Here is a 19,587-nt window from a genome sequence, read left to right as displayed (position 1 = left end):
GTCTCGCGCTAACGTGTCAATTCTTGTGCCGAAGTATGATTTTTTGCGCGTTTGTGCAAGACTATAACAAAATTGCGCACGATTTCGAAAGATTACGATAGGGGAACCCCTCCCGACAATGCGAACCATGCCGGAGATTTCCCCATCCTCGATTTGGGTTCTCACAGACGGCAAGGCCGGTGATCTTGCGCAATGTACCGGCGTTGCCGAAGCTCTTTGCGTTCCCTTCGAAATCCGCACAATCTCTCCACGCGCTCCCTTTTCCTGGTGGCTACCTTTTGGCCCAACTGACCCTCGTGAGTGGGAGAACAGGCCCAATAGCCCGATCGCCCCTCCCTACCCGGACTTGGCAATCGCGTCCGGTCGCCGGGCAGCAGCTTATCTTAGGCGTATCAAGCAACGCTCCAATGGACACACATTTACGGTTTTCCTGAAGGACCCACGGAAAGGGCCTGACAGCGCAGATTTGATCTGGGTTCCGGAGCACGACGCGTTGCGTGGTCGCAATGTTCTTGTAACACCGACCTCTCCACATCGCTTCTCGGTATCAAAACTGGATGGCCTGAGAGCACAAAAGTCACCGGAAATAGACAAACTGGCGAGACCGCGCGTCGCGGTGCTGATCGGCGGTGACAGCCGGCATCACACTTTCAGCGAAGACGACCAGAACCTCCTCCTAAGCGGTTTGAGGGAAGTTGCCCACCAAGGCGCCGGTCTGATGATCACCGCTTCCCGGCGCACGCCATCAGGGCTGGCGTATGGTCTTGCCAGTCTCGCCAAGTCCGGCGGACATATCTATTGGACGGGTGAACTTCCCAACCCCTATGGGACTTTTCTCGCCAAAGCCGATGCCATCGTTGCCACGGCGGACTCTACCAACATGATCGGCGAGGCGACTGCCACCGGCAGACCCATCCATGTCTTTCATCCAGGTGGTGGTCACGCAAAGATCACCCGGTTTTTGGGGACTTTGCAGCGTCTTGGTGCGATTCACCCCTTTCCAGGTCCGCTGAAAACCACTACCTACGAGCCGATAGACGCCACGCCCGTGATTGCCGAACGCATTCTCGCCGATTACGCGGCGCTGCGGCGGAACGACAAACACGAGCCGGCAGACTAACCTTTCGCCGCCAGGCAAGAACACTTGAACAGGACTTAGGGGCGACCATGAGCACTGAACACAGCAAACTTCTGATCATCGGCTCCGGGCCGGCCGGATACACGGCTGCCATTTATGCTGCGCGCGCAATGATCGAGCCGACGCTTGTCGCTGGCATTCAGCCTGGCGGACAGCTGACCATCACGACTGACGTTGAAAACTACCCCGGTTTCGCTGATCCCGTGATGGGTCCATGGCTGATGGAGCAGATGCAAAAGCAAGCTGAAAACGTCGGCACGAAGATTGTCTACGACACAATCACAAAGGCCGACCTTTCGCAGCGTCCATTCCGCCTGGAGGCCGACAGCGGTACTGTCTTCACTGCCGATACACTTGTTATCGCCACCGGAGCACAAGCACGCTGGCTCGGACTGCCTTCGGAACAGGACTATATGGGCGCAGGCGTTTCGGCTTGTGCGACATGCGACGGCTTCTTTTACCGCAACAAGGAAGTCGTGGTTGTCGGCGGCGGCAACACGGCAGTTGAAGAAGCGCTTTACCTGGCAAATCTTGCGTCCAAGGTTACCCTGGTCCACCGCAGAGACAATCTGCGTGCAGAAAAGATCCTGCAGGATCGTCTGTTCAAGAACCCGAAAATTGAAGTGATCTGGGATCATCAGGTTGATGAAATTCTTGGTGGAGGCGAACCGAAAGCTGTGACCGGCGTGCGCCTCAAGAACACCCAGACCGGCGGCACTCAGGATATCTCCGCGGACGGCGTTTTCATTGCCATCGGTCACGCGCCTTCCGTGGAACTCTTCAAGGACCAGCTTGGGTTAAAGCCCAACGGTTACTTGGAAACGGCTCCAGATTCGACAAAGACCTCCATTCCGGGCGTTTATGCAGCTGGCGATGTAACAGATGACATCTATCGCCAGGCTGTCACCGCCTCCGGTATGGGCTGTATGGCAGCGCTTGAAGCGGAGAAATTTTTGGCCGAACACGAGGCCGAATCCACCCAACAGGCGGCTGAATAGTCCGCCACCGGGCCCGAATGTGCCGGGCCCACTACGTCCTGTGGAGGGGCACGCATGGATTGGGACAAACTGCGAATTTTTCATGCGGCCGCTCAGGCAGGCAGCTTCACCCACGCTGGCGACAGCCTGCATATGAGCCAGTCCGCCGTCAGCCGGCAGGTCAGTGCGCTGGAGCAGGATCTTGGTGTCCCGCTCTTTCATCGCCACGCACGCGGTCTTTTGCTGACGGAACAAGGTGAGCTGCTCTATCGCACCGCTTCGGATGTTTTAATGAAACTCGAAGCGGTTCAGACCAGCCTGACCGACAGTAAGGAAAAACCTTCCGGAGCGCTGCGCGTCACTACTACGGTTGGTCTGGGGTCCACCTGGCTCACGTCCCGCATCAAGAACTTCATCGATCTCTATCCAGACGTCGACCTTCATCTGATTTTCGACGATGACGAGCTTGATCTCGGCATGCGCGAAGCTGATGTGGCCATTCGGTTGCGCCAGCCCACCCAACCGGACCTGATTCAGCGCAAACTCTTCACCGTGCATTTTCACGTGTTTGCGGCACCCGAATATCTCCACCGCTTTGGCGCACCGTCAACGATCGAAGACATCGACAATCACCGCATCATCACGTTTGGTGAACAGGCACCTGCCTATTTGCGTTCCATGAATTGGCTGGAGACCGCCGGACGAAACGCGACCGATCCACGTCGTTCTGCACTCAAGGTGAACAATCTGGTTGCCATAAAGCGGGCTGTTCAATCAGGTGTCGGCATTGCGATGCTGCCGGATTATATCATCGATCATGCGTCCAACATGGTACCGGTGATCACGGAAGAGGAAGACAAGGTGCCGTCTTTCGACACCTATTTCGTCTACCCTTCGGAACTCAAGAACACAGCGCGGGTCACTGCCTTTCGTGAGTTCTTGCTGACCAATGCAGAGAATTGGGTTTATTAACCTGGCAACCTTCCCAAAGTGTCCTCAAACCTCCGTCCACTCACCCCTGAAATGCCCGTATTTCAGGCTCCCGGGGGGCAGAATTTGAGCAATTGGTCCAGGAGCATCTGCGGAATTGAACATCATATTTCGCGTTGTCCAAAAATAATTTTATACAAAATTGGTGCTTGAAAGCGATCTGCCGCCTCAAAGCACACCCTCTAAAACATTGAATTTACTGAGCTTAAATTGTCGCCAGATTTTCTGAACACCAGCCTTGCGAAAAACGCATAGCAGGTCTGCGCGGCTGCCTCTTGTTTATGCAGCTTGTGCACTGCATATAAGCACTACTGTTGGTCACGCGGGCATCACGTCCTCCTCCCAGTGATGTCTAGACCAGCTGTTCCCCTCTGGAAGGTGATTCTACTGTTATCAGTGAATAAAACAAACTGCCGGGTCCTTAAAGACCCGGCTCTTTTTTTGCCAATACTCTATTGCAGCGCACAATGCGCTAATCAGCATTTACATGAACAGCAATTCGCCCTTCATGTTTTTGTAGATCCCGGCAACCTGTTCTTCATAGCCGTTATAAAGAAGTGTCTGTCGGCGTTGATCCGTCCCAAGCAGGCGCTCGGAGTCCTGTGGCCATCGGCGGTGCGGAACCGAAGGGTTCACATTTGCCCAGAAGCCGTATTCCTTGGGCTGAATTTCTTCCCAGAAACTGACAGGCCGCTCCTCGGTGAAGGTGATGCGCACGATAGATTTGATGGACTTGAAACCGTATTTCCACGGTGTGACCAGACGGATCGGCGCCCCAAACTGCTTTGCGAGCGGTTTGCCGTAAACGCCTGTCGCCATGAAGGTCAATTCGTTGGTGGCTTCTTCCAGCGTCAGTCCCTCAACATATGGCCACGGGTACCATGACTGTTTCTGTCCGCTTGCGACCGACGGGTCATGGAAGGTTTCAAATCGAAGGTACTTCGCATTTGTTTTGGGGCTCGCCAGTTTCACCAGCTCCGAAAGCTCGAAACCCGACCATGGAACCGCCATCGACCAGGCTTCCACGCAGCGATGACGATAGAGCCTCTCTTCGAGCGGCATTTGGCTCAGCAGCTTGTCGATATCCACGATCTGCGGATTGTCGACAAGTCCGTCTAGCGTGACGGTCCACGGCCGAATCTGGAGCTCCTGTGCGGCTTGCCAGATCTGCTTGTGCGAGCCGAACTCATAAAAGTTGTTATATGTGGACGCGTCCTCCTCGTCAGTCAGGTCGCGATCAAGTGTGAAGGTCGGATTGCGCTTCACCGGATAGAGGCCGGCGCTTGGATCTTCTTCAGCAAAGGCCGGGCGTAGTCCGAGACCTGTGCCCAGCAGAGCGCCGCCACCGGCCAGACCTGCAAGGATCTGCCGACGGTTCAGGAAGACATGTTCCGGCGTCGCGTCACGCTCGGGCATCGCCCAGCTGCGCTTTTTCAAAATATTCATTCTCAGGCTCCTGTTTGCCCAGAAGAGAACCGAAATCGGTGTTCAATGGCAAATAACGCCCTGGTGACCATTAGCAATACGAAAGTGAATGACGCAGTTTTCCAGAACAATCCCATGCTTGCGGCATTTCAATTCGGACTGTTTGCCAATGAAAACCTGCTGATCCGGATGACAGCCAATCGAAAGCAGGGTTCCAGCTGCAAAAGACGGGCAGCAATAAGAGGAGAATGAGAGGGGAAAGGCCCCTCTCATTAAGTCACGAATCCAGAATCAGGCCGCCTGCTTGCCTGACCTTTGCAAAGCCTGATCAGCCGCCTTTCCGGAAAGCTCCGCCAGATGGTCGAACGCCGACATATAGCTGGCGACGCCTGCCGTTGCAGAACGCAGCTCGACGATCAGATCACTGATCTCCGATTCAGGCATCAGGGCCTGAACCTCGTCCCAACCAGGCCAGTTCGGTCTGGCGTCGAACCCGAGCAGCTGACCCCGTCTGGCCGAGACTATCGCATTCACCCGGGCAGTTGCGTCATTGGGACAGGCAATCGTCACTTTATGGATCGGCTCGAGCAGCACCGGTTTGCAATCTTTAAGTCCTTCACGAATGGCAAGGATACCTGCCATCTTGAATGCCTGATCGGAGCTGTCGACAGAATGATAAGAACCGTCCGTCAGGCAGATGGAAACATCGACCACCGGGAAACCAAGCGGACCTTGTCCAAGCGCGTCCATCACGCCGTCCCGCACCGATGGAATGTACTGTTTGGGAACCACACCACCGGTGATCGTGTCGCTGAATTGAAGACCTTCTCCCCTGGGCAGGGGTGAGATCTGAAGCACGACATCGCCAAACTGACCGTGCCCGCCAGATTGCTTCTTGTGCCGGCCGCGCACCTTTGTGCTGGTCCGGATCGTCTCGGCATAAGGCACGTGCGGCGCGTGGGCAGCTATGTCCAGCCCGTATTTGCCGGCAAGCCTTTCCTGGGCAACTCGCAGATGCATTTCACCCTGCCCCGCCAACAACGTTTCCGCCGTTGTCTGGTTCTGACTGATCGTAAGTGACGGATCTTCCTCGGCAAGCTTTGTCAGTGCGGTCGACAGTCGAACCTCATCTTTGCGCTGCGCAGCGGCAATTGCTGTTGCTAGCACCGGACTTCGCCTCCCGTCCGCCGGTTTGGCTGCGATTTTACCTGCCTCAAAGGCAATCAGGTCACCCGTCTGAACATGTTCGAGCCGACCAAGGGCGACCAGATCTCCTTTATTTGCCGTTGCGATTTTGGCAGCGTGCTGGCCGAAAACGTTGAAAAGACCAGATACCTTGACTTCGGTATCTCCATTGAGAAACAGGCTGTCACCGTCGGAAAGCTGCCCGTCCAGAAGGCGCGCAATGGATAGTTTCCCGCCATGTTGTGTGTGCAGCGTTTTGATCACCTGCAGGGCTGCCCTCTTGTCGCCGTCCAGTAAACGTTCTCTCAGTCGATCGACACCCGGAACTTCATGACGAAGTGCTTTCAACAGCTTGCTGACACCGTTTCCGTGTTCGGCCGACCCGAAAAAGACCGGACAGATAAGACCATCCTGCATTTCATTGACGAGATCGGCAAAAATCTGATCGCGATCCGGTGCAATGTCTTCCAAAAGGGCTTCCATCAGGTCGTCATCGTGGTCCGCAAGGTGCTCCAGCATGGTGAAACGCGCTTCATGTTCACGCGCCAGATCCTCGTCAGACATGTCAATCTGCGTGCTTGGTTCCTTCTCGTGATAGACATGAGCCCTTTCAAGCGCCAGGTCGATAAACCCGGTCGCATGGCCGTCTTCCCAGATGGGTATTTGTCGAAGCACCAACGGAACCGCTGAGGCTGGCTGCAACACGCTGAGCACGTCTCTCACCCGGCGGGTGCTTTTGTCGATCTTGTTCAAAAACAAAACCCGCGGAATGGCGCGGGCTTCAAGGGCTTTCAGGATCACTTGCAAGGCGGGAACCTTGCGTTCGTCATCCTCCGCGACGACAATGGCCATGTCGGCGCCGCTAAGGGCTCCGTCCATCTCGCTCAGGAATTCGACTGATCCCGGACAGTCGACAAAGACGAAGTGGTCGCCCAGATAGTCTGCATTGGCGACATTTATTTCAACGCTCATCCCATGCGCGCGCGCCTCCGGTGAAGCGTCGCCTACCGTGTTGCCATCAGAGATTGAGCCCTGACGCGCAACCTTCTCGGTTCGCGCGAGAAGAGCTTCCAGCAAGCTGGTTTTGCCACTGCCGAACGGACCGACGAGTGCAATACAGCGCGGCGTAGTGCCGGCGGCGTTTCCTTTTCCGTTTGTTCCGATTGCCATAATTTGCCTCTCGTGTTTGAGGGGGGAGCCCTAAAACTACGCGGCAAGGCCGGTTCGGTTGGACGCGGGCCCGCCGCGTCTCGCCCGGATGGGATCGAAGGCCCAAAAACCCGGTACTCCGAAGCACCAAGCCCCAACTGAAAGGCACATCGACCGGGGGCGGTTCTTCATGGTCGCGCCGAAAGTGAGCAGAACGCAAGGAGAATTGATGACGCAGCGCAACAATTCGATTGATGCCTGGTCCGCGTTTCCGCTGGAATACGGGCAATCAGTTTCCCACATATGCATCAGTCTGACGCGGATACAAAGATGACGATCAGCAAAGGTGGGTGCATACTCTGCCCGTCACCTCTGCCAGGTCGACAGAAATCGCCGTCAGGGCTGGCGAGCGAGAACGTCTACATTCTGCAGGCGTGAGCTGATACGCATGACACTTGGTGAGCCCCTCGCCTTGGTTACTACCAGGAACAAACACCATGACCCGGATGACAGCAGCAACAGTATTTCTTCTTTCTACGGTTCTCGCGGGAACAGCGAGCGCACAAAACAACCAGCTTCGCGGCTTGCCGCAGTCCGGTTCGTCGCTGCTTCCTTCAGCCCAGCAACAGCTGAACCAGAACCGGAACCGGCAACAGTCGGGGTTTTCGACCCGTCAACAGATTGAAGGGGCAAACCGGCTGAACAGAACCGATCAGATCAATCGGGCCAACACTCGTCCGGATATCTCATCAACCCCTTGCGCGGGGGCAAATGAGAGCTGCCAGAACAAGTAGCCGGCCAAACGGAATTTGAAACGAAAACTTGATCGCAAAGCCCGTTCCCAGCCAGGAACGGGCTTTGTAATTCGGTTCAGTTAATAGGCTCGAGCGTCAGCTTGCTGACACCAATGGTCAAGTTGGTGCCCGTTTGACTTTCCAGGCTGAAAGGGTTCAGCGCAATAGAACGGTCCAGCCCTCCGATAAGGGCATTGGCTTTGATACCTGCTCCCAAACTCGCGCCTGCGGTCAAGCCGCCATACGTTCCGGCCAATAGGCCCGGCTTGCGATCAGCGGAAGGTGCCAGAACGCCCCAAACAAGGTTGGCTTCCTTGGTGGTGCCGATATCAAGACCATAATCGCGTACTTTTCCTTTGTAGTACTCGACCGCTCCTCCATCGACAGGTTTGAAACTGCAGCCGAGCGTAGCAGAAGAACCAACGATGAAACTGTGCTCTCCCTCGACCAGACAATTAAGTGTCCCGATTTCGACCGTTGGTGTACTCTCAGAGGCGAGCGCCGTTCCTGCAAACAGAACGGCAGCCACCGCAAAACCAAATCTTGAAATACACATTCTGAAACTCCTGGTATTGAATGCTGGCAGGCTTTCAGGAAGAGAAACCTGACCATCGTCACCATATGGGTCGGCATCAAGTCAAAATCGCGGCAGAATATTAAACACGCATAAGTCGTGCACACCTGCCGGGCGGAAAAGTCTGATTGCTGGCCATTCGACAGCAAAACAAATACAGATTGGTGCACTGAACCCCAGCCTTTTAGAGGACGCGATTAGTCGAACTTGGCTGCTTGGTCTTTCAAATCCTGCCTGCTCCTGAGCCTTTAATTCTTGACCTTCACTTGATAGAAGCTTGAAGGGCGCTCTCGGACATCGTCGAACCGGGAAGACAGAAACAACATATATAATATAATTCAGTGTTATACTTAAAATTCACAAATATAAATAACAGCAAAATATCAACTATTCGAAAACAACGAAGTTATCCATTTCTTAAACTGTAATATCTAATTGTAACGATGCTTGAGCATGTGTTTCCCGGTTTGGTGCATCAGCAGGGAAACTCAAGCCCCGTTTGTCAGATGATTGCATAGTGTCGTTCATGAAACTGATCGTTCAAATTCCATGTTTCAACGAAGAAAAAACGCTACCGCTTGTTGTCGCGGAGATACCCAGGTCCATTCCAGGCATCGACAAAGTTGAAATCCAGGTCATTGACGATGGCTCCACCGACAGCACGGTCGAAACAGCGATCGCCTGCGGCGTCGACCACATCATACGAAACGGTCACAACAAGGGTCTGGCGAGAAGCTTCCAGTCCGGCATTGAATCCGCACTCAATCTGGGAGCGGATATCATCGTCAACACGGACGGGGACAATCAGTATTCAGGTGCCTCCATCCCTGACCTTGTCAGGCCCATCGTCGAAAACCGCGCTGACATAGCAATTGGTGACCGCAATCCCGGTGAAAATCGGGAATTTTCCTGGGCGAAACGACAGCTGCAAAAATTCGGAACGCATGTGGTGCGCAGCCTCGCCCAAGTCGATGTAAGCGACGCCGTCTCCGGATTCAGGGCCTATTCCCGCGACGCTGCTCTGACCATCAACGTTATGACCAGGTTCAGCTATACCACCGAAACCTTGATCCACGCAGGCCAGCACGGACTGAAGGTGGTGTCCGTTCCTGTGTCGACGAACCCGACAACCCGCCCTTCTCGGTTGGCAAAATCCACTATTCGTTTCTTGCAAAAACAGCTCGTAACAATCCTGCGCAGCTATTTCATGTATCGTTCGCTCAGCGCTTTCCTATGGGCAGGCATCTTGATGATCACAATCGGCCTTCTGCCGGTTCTGAGATTTCTCTATTTTTATGCGATTGGCGATGGAGACGGCAGAATTCAGTCGCTCGTTCTGGGCAGCATGTTTCTTCTGGCGGGCTACATCACAGTCGTCATAGCGTTTCTGAGCGATGCTTTGGCAACAAATCGTCGATTGACGGAATCTGTGCTTCAGCGCCTTCGCCGTCTGGAACAAGACACTTTGCCGCCTTCGGCCAACCCGCAACTTCAATCCAGTGGCCAGCGCAATGACGATGTCCAGTGAGGTCACCGGGTCAGTCGGTCCAATGCCGCTAAAAAAGTCATGGGACCTGATCGCAATCGGCATGGTCCTTTACGCTTTGCTGGCAACCGGTCTCCTGAAAAGCGTGGACGGCTTCCCACTCGGGCAAAATCTCTACGACGAATACTTCCTCGCCCTTTTGGACGGGCGAATGGACCTGCCTGCGCGTGTGGCGCAGTTTGAAGGTCATTACACTGCTGACGGGGTTGCCTATCTCTATCACGGCATCGGGCCGCTGATACCCCGTTTCCTGTTCGGCTGGATCTGGCCCTTTGAAAACTATTCACTTGCGCCGCTGGCAATCTGGTTATGGTCTTGCCTTGGGACACTCTGTCTTCACGCCGCGTTCCACAAGGCGACATCAAGGTCGCTTGAACAGCTCGGCAGTCGGGGACTCACGCTCAGCCGAATGCTTGGCATTGCTATCTGGTTCGGGTCACCGGGATTTTTGCTGTGCGCAAGCACATCCTTCTATCACGAACCCATCGCTCTGGCATTTGCAGCAACAAGCCTGTTCATATTGATCTGGGCCAACGTCGTCTTTGGCGACTGGCCTTTGTGGAAGACAGCCCTTCCCTGCGCCGCACTTGCAGCGCTGGCGCTTCACGCCAGGCCAAATGTTGCGATCGGGCTCTATTTCGCAACACTGCTTGTCCTTGGATCGCTCGCCTGGATGTCGATGCGCGCGCATTTTCTGCGGATCGCACTCGCCCTGGCCATTTTGGGCGCTGGCGGCGTAGGCTACCTCGGTCTCAATGCAGCCCGCTTCGGGTCTCCGACCGAAACCCACGGCAGTTTCTCCAAAAGTGACGTTCAATACGGATTTGTCTACTGGGGTGCAGAAGACACAAACAGCGAAAGAGCCCAGGCGTTCAAGGACCACGGCAAGTTCAATGTGAAGCGTATTCCGCACAACGCGGCGATTTACCTGTTCGACCTTCCCGCCGTGACCGGCTCTCTCCAGGTGGCCAGCGAAGCGTTTCACAGATCGGTCAGATCGGCTCTGGCAGAAAACCTCGGCTTTATCCGCGTTGAAAGTCCCTATGTCGGCATGGTGTTCCTGTGGCCCCTCTGGATACTGTTTGCCGTCAGTGCACCGGCTGCAGGCAGACAGTTCTGGCGTCGCATGGCCATACCGTTGGCAGGCGGGTTCGCAATCGCGGGCTTGACCCTTGCCTACGGAACAATAACGCTGCGTTACCGGGTCGATCTTTGGCCATTGCTCGCGCTGCTGGCGCTCTTGGGCGCATCTGCGATTGCAAAACTGTTCGCCGAAGGCAAGCCCGGACTGTTGTTGAAGGCGACATTGATTGCCGCATTCCTGGTGGGAATTGCCGTGTCCGCCAGCACCGTCGCCCAACTTCGCGGCTTCCAGATGGCACCTCAGAGCAAGCCTTTCTGGAGCATGGAAGAATGCCGGCACCTGGCTGGTCAGAAAGACTTTTCAGACGCTGACATTGAGCGGATCTGCCGTCCGCCAAGGATCGGACAATGACGTTATCCAAGGCCATCACACCAATGCCTAGTGCCAAACAACTTTATGTCGGCGCAGTCCGCGCCGTTCACCCGGTTGCGCGAGCCACAGGGCTGCTGTCCTGGCTGCAGTCTTCTGCAAAAAAACACCGGTTGGCACATTGGCTCAGAAGTCTGTTTGCCATTCACGATATCGATGGCCTGATCGACCTCGATGTCCCTTGGTGGACTTATGGGGCAATCGACGAAACCGAGGCTTTCCTCGCTTCGAGGCCAAATGCAAGGGTTTTTGAATACGGGTCGGGTGCCAGTACCGTTTGGCTGGCCAAGCGTGCGGGAACCATTGTCAGCGTAGAACATGACGCCGGCTGGCATTCTCTTGTCCACACAAGGCTTGCAAAGGCCAATGGCGCAACAAGCCTCTCGCACACCCTCATCGAACCCTCAAAGGCGCAAGCGGAAACCGACCCACAGTATCTTTCGGTCAAACCCGGTCACATTGGACTGTCTTTCGAGAACTACTCCAAATCTATCCTCGACCAGGACGAAGCCTTTGACCTCATCGTCATTGACGGCCGCGCGCGCGCTGCATGCCTGGAACACGCCGTCACTCGCCTGAAGACGGACGGTTTGATCGTCTTCGACAATTCCCGGCGCAAACGTTACCGCCAGTCTATCGCCGGCTCCGGTCTGGTTGTCCGGCATCTTGCAGGTTTGACGCCTTCGCTCCCTTATCCGGACGAGACCACCTTGTTGACATTTCCGCTGAAGAGCGCAGCAAAGACATAAAGGTGCTGAAACCGTGGGGACCCCGCCGGACCAAGAAATGACAGCGTTGGCCAAACGTGCAAGCCTGAAGAAGCTTGCCGTTTGGCTGGGGCGCTGCTTGCTTTTGGCGGCACTGATTTTTCTTGCATTCGAGTTGCGCAAGCATTGGTCCGGAATTTCCGAATGGCGCCCGACAGGACAAGACGTTGCGTTCCTTTTTGGCCTCGCTCTCATTTATGCGCTTACCCTGCTCCTCCTGGCAGAATGTTGGCATTGGATCCTGAAACTTTTCGGCAACCTTCAAAGGAAGCTTGCCTACGCTTCATTTCTGATCACCCAGGTTGCCAAATATCTTCCGGGCAATGTAGCCCATCTGATCGGTCGCGGGCTCTATGTTCGCGGCAACGGTTTGAAAGACGGTCAGATCGTTCAGGCAACATTGCTTGAACTCGCAATCATTCCCTTGGGAGCCATTGTGGCAATCCTGATTCTGGGGTGTGCGGGTCAGCTCAGTTCCGTCCTCCCCTTCTTTCCAGTTTGGCTGTGGTGGTTGGGGAGTGCTACAGTTCTGGCCTCCAGCGCGGTCGGCATAGTCTTCTCAAGCCGACTTGGCTTGAATTTGCGGCCCTTCCTGTTGGATCTGTCCTTCAGCCTCTGTCTGTCCATTCTGTTCATGGGACTTCTTGGTGCAATATTTGCCGCGATTTTTCTGATGCTTTCCTCAGCGCCAGTGGCAACGCTCGCCGGCAGCGCAATTCTCTCCTGGCTCGTTGGCTATCTGACACCTGGCTCGCCGGGGGGGCTGGGAACGCGCGAAGCGACACTCTTCGCACTGCTCAGCAGCCTGCAGATGCAGGACGCCGCACTTTTGGCAGCAGCCCTGTTTCGACTTGTTACTGTTTTGGGCGACCTCATTGCTTTTCTGGCCGGCTGGTTCCTGTTCCGGAACACAGACAAAAGCAAGATCTGATCCAAAAAAGAGCGGCAAAAGCCGCTCTTTTATCCGTCAATTGTCGATCGGCAACATGACCTATTTCAGGTTACCGCAGAACCGCTGAATGCGCATGCAGGCCTCTTCAAGCGCTTCCGTGGACGTCGCATAGGAAATTCGGAAGTTCGGACCAAGACCAAATGCCGAACCGTGAACAACTGCAACACCTTCGGTCTCAAGGAGTTCAGTGACGAAGTCCGCATCCGTTTCGATCACTTTTCCGGAGGGAGCAGTGCGCCCAATCGTTCCCGCACAAGACGGGAACACGTAAAACGCGCCTTCTGGAACCGGACAACTGATGCCGTTGGCCTGATTGAGCATGGAAACAACGAGATCACGCCTCGCCTTGAACACCTCATTGTTTTTGGGAATGAAATCCTGTGTTCCATTCAGTGCTTCCACCGCAGCCCACTGGGCGATCGAACAGGGGTTTGATGTCGATTGGGACTGCACCTTTGCCATTGCCTTGATGAGATCGGCGGGGCCGCCGGCATAGCCGATCCGCCAACCGGTCATGGCATAGGCCTTGGATACACCGTTGACCGTCAACGTGCGATCATAAAGGGAAGGCTCCACCTGCGCCGGTGTGGTGAACTGGAAATCGTCGTAGACGAGGTGCTCATACATGTCGTCGGTCATGATCCAGACTTGAGGATGCTTGACCAGCACATCGCAAAGCGCCTGCAACTCGGCCTTCGTGTAGGCCGCGCCCGACGGGTTGGACGGCGAGTTGAAGATAAGCCACTTGGTGCGCGAGGTAATCGCCGCATCCAGAGCTTCAGGCGTGATCTTGAAGGTTGATTTGTCAGCCTCCACGATGACCGGCTCACCACCAGCCAAAAGAACCATATCAGGATAACTGACCCAGTACGGCGTCGGGATGATGACCTCGTCACCAGGGTTCAAAGTGGCAATCAGGGCATTATAAAGCACCTGCTTGCCGCCGGTTCCGACGGTGATCTGGTTGGTCTCATAGTCAAGGCCGTTTTCCCGCTTGAACTTGTCGACTATAGCCGCCTTCAACTCCGGGATACCGTCCACAGCCGTGTACTTGGTCTTGCCTTCGTTGATTGCCTTAACGGCCGCCGCCTTGATGTTTTCCGGTGTGTCGAAATCCGGCTCGCCAGCACCGAGACCGATCACATCGCGGCCTGCGGCTTTAAGCTCGCGCGCCTTGTTGGTGACGGCGATGGTCGCAGAAGGTTGAACACGCGCCAATGCGTCAGCAAGAAAGCCCATAATGTCCTCCAGGGGGAAACGGGAATAACAGCGCGCGGACCCTAAAACCGCTGATCGAGTATGACAAGACCCATGAGCCATTTCTCTGACGATGACTTAGAAAATGCCAAGCCCATTGCAGCTGCGGTTTTCGGCAGCCCGGGTTAGCGCAAGCCTTATGACGCAACTCTGATGATGACGTCGCGTTCGCCAAGCCTTGACGGGTCACGCTGCACCGTCCCATGATCGTTCCAGGGAAGAAGAAACGGCATCTTCAAGTCCAGTGCATCGATCGGGGGCTCAATGCAAAAACCAACACTGCTTGTTCTATTGGTTCTGTGCCTTCTCTGGCAGCCCGTCGCTGCTATGGCCGAAAGCGACCGTGTTGCGCTCGTGGTTGGAAATGCCAGCTACCGCCATGCAACGCAATTGAGCAACCCCATCAACGATGCGACCCTGATCGCTGACAAACTGACGGATCTCGGCTTTCGCGTACATCTGGTCAGAGACGCGAGCTTTGAAAAATTCACCGCCGCCTTGAGAAAATTCGAAACGGATCTGAAATCAGCATCAACTGGCATGTTCTATTATGCAGGGCATGGGATGCAGTTTCGGGAAGAGAACTTTCTGCTTGCAACGGACGCGGCCATCATTGATCAGCAGGATGTTGTCACGAGTGGCAAAAACCTAAACGAGATCATTGGAATGATGGAAACGCACGTGCCTTTGAGCCTGGTTTTCATTGATGCCTGCAGAAACAATCCGTTTGCCGACAATCTGAGACAAAAGCTGGCCGGCCGGGCGCGTGCGCTGGGTCTGAGCCGCGGTCTGGCAATCCCTGAGCAAACGGCCAACTCCCTCGTCGCATTCGCGACGAAACCGAATGAAGTCGCGCTGGATGGCGACACCCACAATTCACCCTTCACGACTGCGCTTGCAAAGCACATTGTCACTCCGAATATAGAAGTCTCGACCATGCTGAAACGGGTCACTCGCGATGTGCTGGAGGCAACCGGACATCAACAGCGCCCGGAAGTCGTCGCTTCCATGTCCTCAGAGTTCTATTTCTTTCACAACAGCGCATTGGTCGCCCCTGTGGTATCCTATGACAATGATGTCGAACGAGAAGCTGCTGCCACACTCGCACTCAAGGAAGCTGTCAGAAACAATACGGTTATCGGTTACCGGACTATCCTTGAGCAGTTTCCGAAAACCGCAGCCTCAGATGTCGCTGACAGTCTTCTAAAAGAGCTGCAGCAGGAGAAGACATCCGGCACGAGCAGAGCCTCACAAGAGCAGACGGAACTGACCGTATCAGCACAGACGCTTTTGGATCGCATGAGCGAAGCGAGCCGCACGGGAGCACCTCTGACAGTTGCCAGTACAGCGCCGGACGTTATCGAGCAAAGCCTGGGTTTGGGTATTGAGGGCTACAGGAAAATTCAGACGGCACTGAATATGCTTGGCCACGACGCCGGGACCGAAGACGGCGTCTTTGGCGCTAAGTCGCGATCAGCCCTGCGCGAGTTTCAGATTGCCACCAAAATCGAGGACACCGGTTACGTTGATCAGAAAGCGCTCTTGCAACTGATCAAGGTATTTGAGGAAACACCAAAGGTACTGGATGGCCTCTGGCAGCTCCAGGTGCATCGCTTCAACCAGCACCCGGAAGATCCCCACCAGGTAAATGCGAGAACCCATTTATCATCGGCAGATCTTCGGTTTCGCGATGGCCAGTTTTTTCTGTTGGACTGGACAAATCTCGCAGGCGCCTCGCGGCAGGACGACCGCAATCCCTTTGCCAATTTTCGAGGCGTCGTCTCGCAAGACAAGAAGCTCACCTTACGACTGGAAGCAGACTATCTGTTCGGAAAAAGAAAAGTCAGATCCGTGGAGATCCTGGGGACACTGCCAGACTTTGTCGCTTATGGATCCACGTTGGGGTTCACCGGCCCGCGCCTTGAACGCAATGGGCCCAAGGATGAAATGTGGGTCCGGATCGAATTGAAGCGGATACCGCCCAAGAAAACGAATTGAGCGATCCTCAGCTTCTCGTTTCCAGGATCAGCTTGGGCTCATTTGTGGTTTCATCTATCAGCGCGCACTTGAAACGTTTTTTCTTGGTTTGGCCGTTGAGGCTGCTTACGGATACCGACAAGGGGACGTCCGAGCTTTGCTTGGCGGATCCGATCAATGCCTGATAATCATTGGCATGAAGCAGAGTTTCGGTAATCGGCCGGTTGTCGATGGCGTCGGATGTCAGATGGTAGGTCTTCATGGCCGCGTTGTTCGCAGCAATGATCATGCGCGTTTTGGTGTTGATCACCAGCATTGGAGCACTGCAGACTTCAAAGACCTTGGTGAAGTCGACGTCACCACCGGCATGACCGGCTGAAAAAAGCACGCCGCCCACAGTCCCGCCAACCCGAAAATACATGGCATCGTATTTCAGCTCCAGGCTCTCATTGCTGGCCAGCAGAAACTTACCCCGGCCTGTAGCGCTCGCGCGTCGCGTCAGCGATGCGAGCGACAGGGAAACGATCGTCCGGCCGACCCTGTTTTGTATGTGGGCAATATTGCGTCCGAGGATCAATCGGGCATCCTCAATTTGAAAACTCTTCAGAAATCCGTCGCTTGCAAATCGCACGTAACCGAAATTATCAACCAGCAACACGACGCGTGTTGATGAGGCAACGAAGTGCTGGAGGATAGGCGCCAGCCCGAGCGCGATCCGGCCGGGATTGTCGTCGCTTTGTCCGATTGATGGAAAGCAGATTGCCAAGATTTTTCCATCCGGTAACTCGTACCGATATGCAACGATTGGAATACCTGGAATGCGATGATCGGGACCCCCGCCCACATCAAACGGTCCTGCCTGCCCGTCTCTGATCGCACCTTGCACGAGATGCAAAATGGTCTTCCGGTCCTCTGGCGACAAATGCCGCAAGGCTTGGTTTGAAGGTGCTTCCTGGAGGTCCGTCACTTCACTATTGAAGCTCTGGGAACCGATTTCATGCCAAATCAGGGTCTTTTTGCTGATGTCTGCAATGAAAAACTGAAGGCCTGCAAGCGCGAGGGCCGGACCGTCTGCATCAAGCGCCGGTGCCTTTACCGGTTCAGCTTTCGAAGCTGTTGAAGTCTCAGCGAGTGCGCTTTGTGCGGCATTCATCGTCATTTCGCTCTTGACCTGTCTTTAGCAAGCTCTCCCGTGACAGACACTATGTGTGACAAATGCAAACAAAGACTAAAACCTTGCCGTAAAATCCAAAAAGATAAGTAGAAATAGCAACATTATTTATAAATATATTCACTTCCAAAAATAAATGAAATGAGTTGTTTACCAACTTAAACAGCTCGACTGTTGACACTTCATGGATAAAGAAATGTCCGGCAATTGAAATCAGACTGGTCTTTGGTCGCGCAGAAATTCAGCTCTCGCCCAGTACCATGCGAAATATGGCGGCTCCTTGCTCTCTGGATGATTTCGAGCATCGGTTGGTGGCATACATGAGAGGTACGCCATCGATAAGACCCGCGCATATCTCGATTGGCACATCGGGTTGATCGCCTGAGAATAGTTTGAGAGAGCAAGCACGTCTGGTCACAGGAAACGCCAGAACCGCGTTACAGGCATTTGGTGGCAAAACCCAATACGATCAGGACGGGCAGCAAGCAAGGAATTGCAACGAAACCGATAGTCCAGCCGCGCTGCACTATGAGCCGTTGAACGGCGTCTTCACACAATTCGAATTTGCCGCAAAATCGTCACGAAATCATACAGCCTCAGTCCGATTCAGGTCTGCGTGGCGGCGCAATTTTCAATCAGATTGCGACCATCCAAAGTGATGGAGGCCGTGATGTCGGTTCAAAAAACACAAACACAAATGAAAAGACTGATGGGAGCAGGCTTTCCACTCGCCTTGCTGTTCCTCTTGGCAACGGTCCTTTTGCTAGGGACAACCTTGCTGCTAGAGCCTGGTATCGGTCTTCCGTTTGCAGCGTTTCTCGCCATGGTCGCTTTAACGCAACTGCTTGGCAGACGCGTTTTCGATGAATTGACACAGGCCTCGAACCAGACAGAGCAAAATCACTAAAACCTAAAACATCCCATCACCGAGAAAACTGGTTGATCATGTCTCGAGTTCAAAACCAGAGCAAACGCAGAGTTGCTTCCCAAAAACACGAATTGAGTGACGCCCGTCCACTCTTACAGGCTATCCTTCTGGGCATCGTCCTGGCGACAGCATTGATTGCAGCGGCCGCAATGGCAAATCCGGACGACCGGACGGATGGCCAGGGCGGCAATATTCCGGAGCAGGAACTGGGTCAAATTCACCAGACTTCGGTTTCTTATCCAGCAAGATCGGAATAACAAACCGATCAAGACAAGGTTGCAAAAATCCAACAAAGCATGGCTGATCACGGTCCTGCTCGAGGCTACTGGCAAGAAGTAGCCTCGATGCTGTGAACCTGGCTTGATTTGCCGGATATTACCACTTCCCCGAATTTTCCATAGACACCCACGGTTCTCTTGCATCGAGCGGGTCACCCTTTTGCAGGAACTCGATGGACTGATTGTCCGGTGTGCGCACAAAGGCCATTCGGCCATCGCGCGGCGGACGGTTGATGGTGACACCTGCCGCCTGCAGTTCCTCACAAGTTCGATAAATGTCATCGACCTCATAAGCCAGATGACCGAAGAACCTTGCCTCCCCCAATTCCTCAGGATCATAGTTCCAGGTCAGTTCAACAGGCGTATCCTCCCCGCCCGGAGGCGCCATCATGACAATTGTGAAGCGGGCTTCAGGTTCGTCGTATCGGGCAGTTTCCTTGAAGCCAAGAAGCTCGAAAAAAGCCATGGATTGTTCAAGGTCGCTAACCCTGAGCATCGTATGCAGATATTGCATTGCTTGATCTTTCTAGTTGAAATTGAACTTTGGATTTTGGGAAGCTGGAAGGTCTAAATGAACGCTTGGATGACAACACTGTTTGGACACCCTTAGCGACGACCTCACTTGCCGGACTTGTTTTGACGGACTCAATCAGTCGAAGCTCCGAATGATAACGTTTTCCCTTCTTGTCATATCACTTTTGTATTCATTGACAATAGAAAATACAACGTTCCCATTTTCTCTATATTTTTCTTATTCTTAGAAGATTCTCTCTTCAAAGTTTGACTCACAATTGACTTTAGGTTTATCGATAAACAATCAGAAATCTGGGAGGATAATATGAAACGACTTTTCCTGGCCACTGCGGTGAGCGCAGCAGCTCTTTCTTTTGCCCATGCGACGGATTTGGAAGTTACGCATTGGTGGACGTCTGGTGGAGAGGCTGCGGCTGTTGCTGAGTTTGCGAA

Annotated in this window: 17 protein-coding genes and 1 pseudogene; 12 read left to right on the top strand and 6 right to left on the bottom strand. The window is 54.2% G+C overall.

From position 1 onward, the window contains the following. Positions 1-118: 118 nt before the first annotated feature. From Q0835_RS18975 to Q0835_RS18965, 3 genes are read left to right on the top strand one after another with little or no spacing between them, the layout of a single operon-like run. A complete protein-coding gene (locus Q0835_RS18975; protein WP_298963751.1) occupies positions 119-1,120 on the top strand; it encodes a mitochondrial fission ELM1 family protein in 1,002 nt (333 codons plus the stop codon). A 47-nt stretch (positions 1,121-1,167) separates the two neighbouring features. Next, positions 1,168-2,136, top strand: a complete 969-nt coding sequence (gene trxB / locus Q0835_RS18970) for a thioredoxin-disulfide reductase (RefSeq protein ID WP_298963750.1) — start codon at positions 1,168-1,170, stop codon at positions 2,134-2,136. A gap of 54 nt (positions 2,137-2,190) precedes the next feature. After that, positions 2,191-3,087 carry a LysR family transcriptional regulator gene (locus tag Q0835_RS18965; RefSeq protein WP_298821722.1) on the top strand — a complete coding sequence of 299 codons (897 nt, stop codon included), beginning with the start codon at positions 2,191-2,193 and terminating at the stop codon, positions 3,085-3,087. A 501-nt stretch (positions 3,088-3,588) separates the two neighbouring features. Here Q0835_RS18965 and msrP read toward each other — a convergent pair. Further along, positions 3,589-4,551 (bottom strand): protein-methionine-sulfoxide reductase catalytic subunit MsrP, encoded by a 963-nt coding sequence (msrP, locus tag Q0835_RS18960; protein WP_298963748.1) that lies wholly within the window; start codon positions 4,549-4,551, stop codon positions 3,589-3,591. A gap of 270 nt (positions 4,552-4,821) precedes the next feature. Next, positions 4,822-6,885: an elongation factor G gene (locus Q0835_RS18955; RefSeq protein WP_298963747.1), complete on the bottom strand. Its 2,064-nt coding sequence runs from the start codon at positions 6,883-6,885 to the stop codon at positions 4,822-4,824. Positions 6,886-7,361: 476 nt separating this feature from the next. Here Q0835_RS18955 and Q0835_RS18950 point away from each other — a divergent pair, with 476 nt between their 5' ends. Continuing rightward, positions 7,362-7,658 carry a hypothetical protein gene (locus Q0835_RS18950; RefSeq protein WP_298963745.1) on the top strand — a complete coding sequence of 99 codons (297 nt, stop codon included), beginning with the start codon at positions 7,362-7,364 and terminating at the stop codon, positions 7,656-7,658. Between the two features lie 76 nt (positions 7,659-7,734). On the opposite strand, the gene Q0835_RS18945 is transcribed toward Q0835_RS18950, so the two are convergent. After that, entirely contained in the window at positions 7,735-8,214 is a 480-nt protein-coding gene (locus tag Q0835_RS18945) for a DUF992 domain-containing protein (protein ID WP_298963744.1), read from the bottom strand. A gap of 544 nt (positions 8,215-8,758) precedes the next feature. On the opposite strand from Q0835_RS18945, the gene Q0835_RS18940 reads away from it, so the two are divergent. From Q0835_RS18940 to Q0835_RS18925, 4 genes are read left to right on the top strand one after another with little or no spacing between them, the layout of a single operon-like run. After that, complete coding sequence (locus tag Q0835_RS18940) at positions 8,759-9,760, top strand: glycosyltransferase family 2 protein (protein WP_298963743.1); 1,002 nt, start codon at positions 8,759-8,761, stop codon at positions 9,758-9,760. Continuing rightward, positions 9,744-11,273 (top strand): hypothetical protein, encoded by a 1,530-nt coding sequence (locus Q0835_RS18935; protein ID WP_298963742.1) that lies wholly within the window; start codon positions 9,744-9,746, stop codon positions 11,271-11,273. Before Q0835_RS18940 ends, Q0835_RS18935 begins: the two co-directional genes overlap by 17 nt. After that, positions 11,270-12,040: a class I SAM-dependent methyltransferase gene (locus tag Q0835_RS18930; protein ID WP_298963741.1), complete on the top strand. Its 771-nt coding sequence runs from the start codon at positions 11,270-11,272 to the stop codon at positions 12,038-12,040. The genes Q0835_RS18935 and Q0835_RS18930 overlap by 4 nt, the downstream gene beginning before the upstream one ends. Positions 12,041-12,077: 37 nt before the next feature. Next, entirely contained in the window at positions 12,078-12,989 is a 912-nt protein-coding gene (locus tag Q0835_RS18925) for a hypothetical protein (RefSeq protein ID WP_298963740.1), read from the top strand. 60 nt (positions 12,990-13,049) lie between these two features. Here Q0835_RS18925 and Q0835_RS18920 read toward each other — a convergent pair whose 3' ends face one another. After that, positions 13,050-14,249 carry a pyridoxal phosphate-dependent aminotransferase gene (locus tag Q0835_RS18920; protein ID WP_298963739.1) on the bottom strand — a complete coding sequence of 400 codons (1,200 nt, stop codon included), beginning with the start codon at positions 14,247-14,249 and terminating at the stop codon, positions 13,050-13,052. Between the two features lie 282 nt (positions 14,250-14,531). Here Q0835_RS18920 and Q0835_RS18915 point away from each other — a divergent pair, with 282 nt between their 5' ends. Next, positions 14,532-16,265 carry a caspase family protein gene (locus Q0835_RS18915; protein WP_298963738.1) on the top strand — a complete coding sequence of 578 codons (1,734 nt, stop codon included), beginning with the start codon at positions 14,532-14,534 and terminating at the stop codon, positions 16,263-16,265. A gap of 7 nt (positions 16,266-16,272) precedes the next feature. Here the strand turns inward: Q0835_RS18915 and Q0835_RS18910 are convergent, their stop codons facing one another. Beyond that, positions 16,273-17,403: a hypothetical protein gene (locus Q0835_RS18910; RefSeq protein ID WP_298821696.1), complete on the bottom strand. Its 1,131-nt coding sequence runs from the start codon at positions 17,401-17,403 to the stop codon at positions 16,273-16,275. 682 nt (positions 17,404-18,085) lie between these two features. Here Q0835_RS18910 and Q0835_RS18905 point away from each other — a divergent pair. Together Q0835_RS18905 and Q0835_RS18900 are read left to right on the top strand one after the other, a co-directional pair. Continuing rightward, complete coding sequence (locus Q0835_RS18905) at positions 18,086-18,322, top strand: hypothetical protein (RefSeq protein WP_298821694.1); 237 nt, start codon at positions 18,086-18,088, stop codon at positions 18,320-18,322. A gap of 38 nt (positions 18,323-18,360) precedes the next feature. Beyond that, a complete protein-coding gene (locus Q0835_RS18900; protein ID WP_298963737.1) occupies positions 18,361-18,600 on the top strand; it encodes a hypothetical protein in 240 nt (79 codons plus the stop codon). Between the two features lie 118 nt (positions 18,601-18,718). Here Q0835_RS18900 and Q0835_RS18895 read toward each other — a convergent pair whose 3' ends face one another. Then, complete coding sequence (locus Q0835_RS18895; RefSeq protein ID WP_298963736.1) at positions 18,719-19,135, bottom strand: VOC family protein; 417 nt, start codon at positions 19,133-19,135, stop codon at positions 18,719-18,721. 324 nt (positions 19,136-19,459) lie between these two features. Here Q0835_RS18895 and Q0835_RS18890 point away from each other — a divergent pair. Then, positions 19,460-19,587: pseudogene (locus tag Q0835_RS18890) on the top strand (carbohydrate ABC transporter substrate-binding protein); the annotation flags it as partial.

The sequence above is a fragment of the uncultured Roseibium sp. genome, assembly GCF_947499295.1.
GTDB lineage: Bacteria > Pseudomonadota > Alphaproteobacteria > Rhizobiales > Stappiaceae > Roseibium.
This window is presented reverse-complemented; position numbering and strand designations above follow the sequence as displayed.

Bases quoted from the DNA above. Each gene is read 5' to 3' on its own strand.
- Q0835_RS18905 (WP_298821694.1), top strand. From the start codon at position 18,086: ATGTCGGTTCAAAAAACACAAACACAAATGAAAAGACTGATGGGAGCA.
- Q0835_RS18920 (WP_298963739.1), bottom strand. From the start codon at position 14,249: ATGGGCTTTCTTGCTGACGCATTGGCGCGTGTTCAACCTTCTGCGACC.
- msrP (WP_298963748.1), bottom strand. From the start codon at position 4,551: ATGAATATTTTGAAAAAGCGCAGCTGGGCGATGCCCGAGCGTGACGCG.
- Q0835_RS18940 (WP_298963743.1), top strand. From the start codon at position 8,759: ATGAAACTGATCGTTCAAATTCCATGTTTCAACGAAGAAAAAACGCTA.
- Q0835_RS18900 (WP_298963737.1), top strand. From the start codon at position 18,361: ATGTCTCGAGTTCAAAACCAGAGCAAACGCAGAGTTGCTTCCCAAAAA.
- Q0835_RS18975 (WP_298963751.1), top strand. From the start codon at position 119: ATGCGAACCATGCCGGAGATTTCCCCATCCTCGATTTGGGTTCTCACA.
- Q0835_RS18935 (WP_298963742.1), top strand. From the start codon at position 9,744: ATGACGATGTCCAGTGAGGTCACCGGGTCAGTCGGTCCAATGCCGCTA.
- Q0835_RS18965 (WP_298821722.1), top strand. From the start codon at position 2,191: ATGGATTGGGACAAACTGCGAATTTTTCATGCGGCCGCTCAGGCAGGC.
- Q0835_RS18955 (WP_298963747.1), bottom strand. From the start codon at position 6,885: ATGGCAATCGGAACAAACGGAAAAGGAAACGCCGCCGGCACTACGCCG.
- Q0835_RS18930 (WP_298963741.1), top strand. From the start codon at position 11,270: ATGACGTTATCCAAGGCCATCACACCAATGCCTAGTGCCAAACAACTT.
- Q0835_RS18950 (WP_298963745.1), top strand. From the start codon at position 7,362: ATGACCCGGATGACAGCAGCAACAGTATTTCTTCTTTCTACGGTTCTC.
- Q0835_RS18945 (WP_298963744.1), bottom strand. From the start codon at position 8,214: ATGTGTATTTCAAGATTTGGTTTTGCGGTGGCTGCCGTTCTGTTTGCA.
- Q0835_RS18895 (WP_298963736.1), bottom strand. From the start codon at position 19,135: ATGCAATATCTGCATACGATGCTCAGGGTTAGCGACCTTGAACAATCC.
- Q0835_RS18910 (WP_298821696.1), bottom strand. From the start codon at position 17,403: ATGACGATGAATGCCGCACAAAGCGCACTCGCTGAGACTTCAACAGCT.
- trxB (WP_298963750.1), top strand. From the start codon at position 1,168: ATGAGCACTGAACACAGCAAACTTCTGATCATCGGCTCCGGGCCGGCC.
- Q0835_RS18915 (WP_298963738.1), top strand. From the start codon at position 14,532: ATGCAAAAACCAACACTGCTTGTTCTATTGGTTCTGTGCCTTCTCTGG.
- Q0835_RS18925 (WP_298963740.1), top strand. From the start codon at position 12,078: ATGACAGCGTTGGCCAAACGTGCAAGCCTGAAGAAGCTTGCCGTTTGG.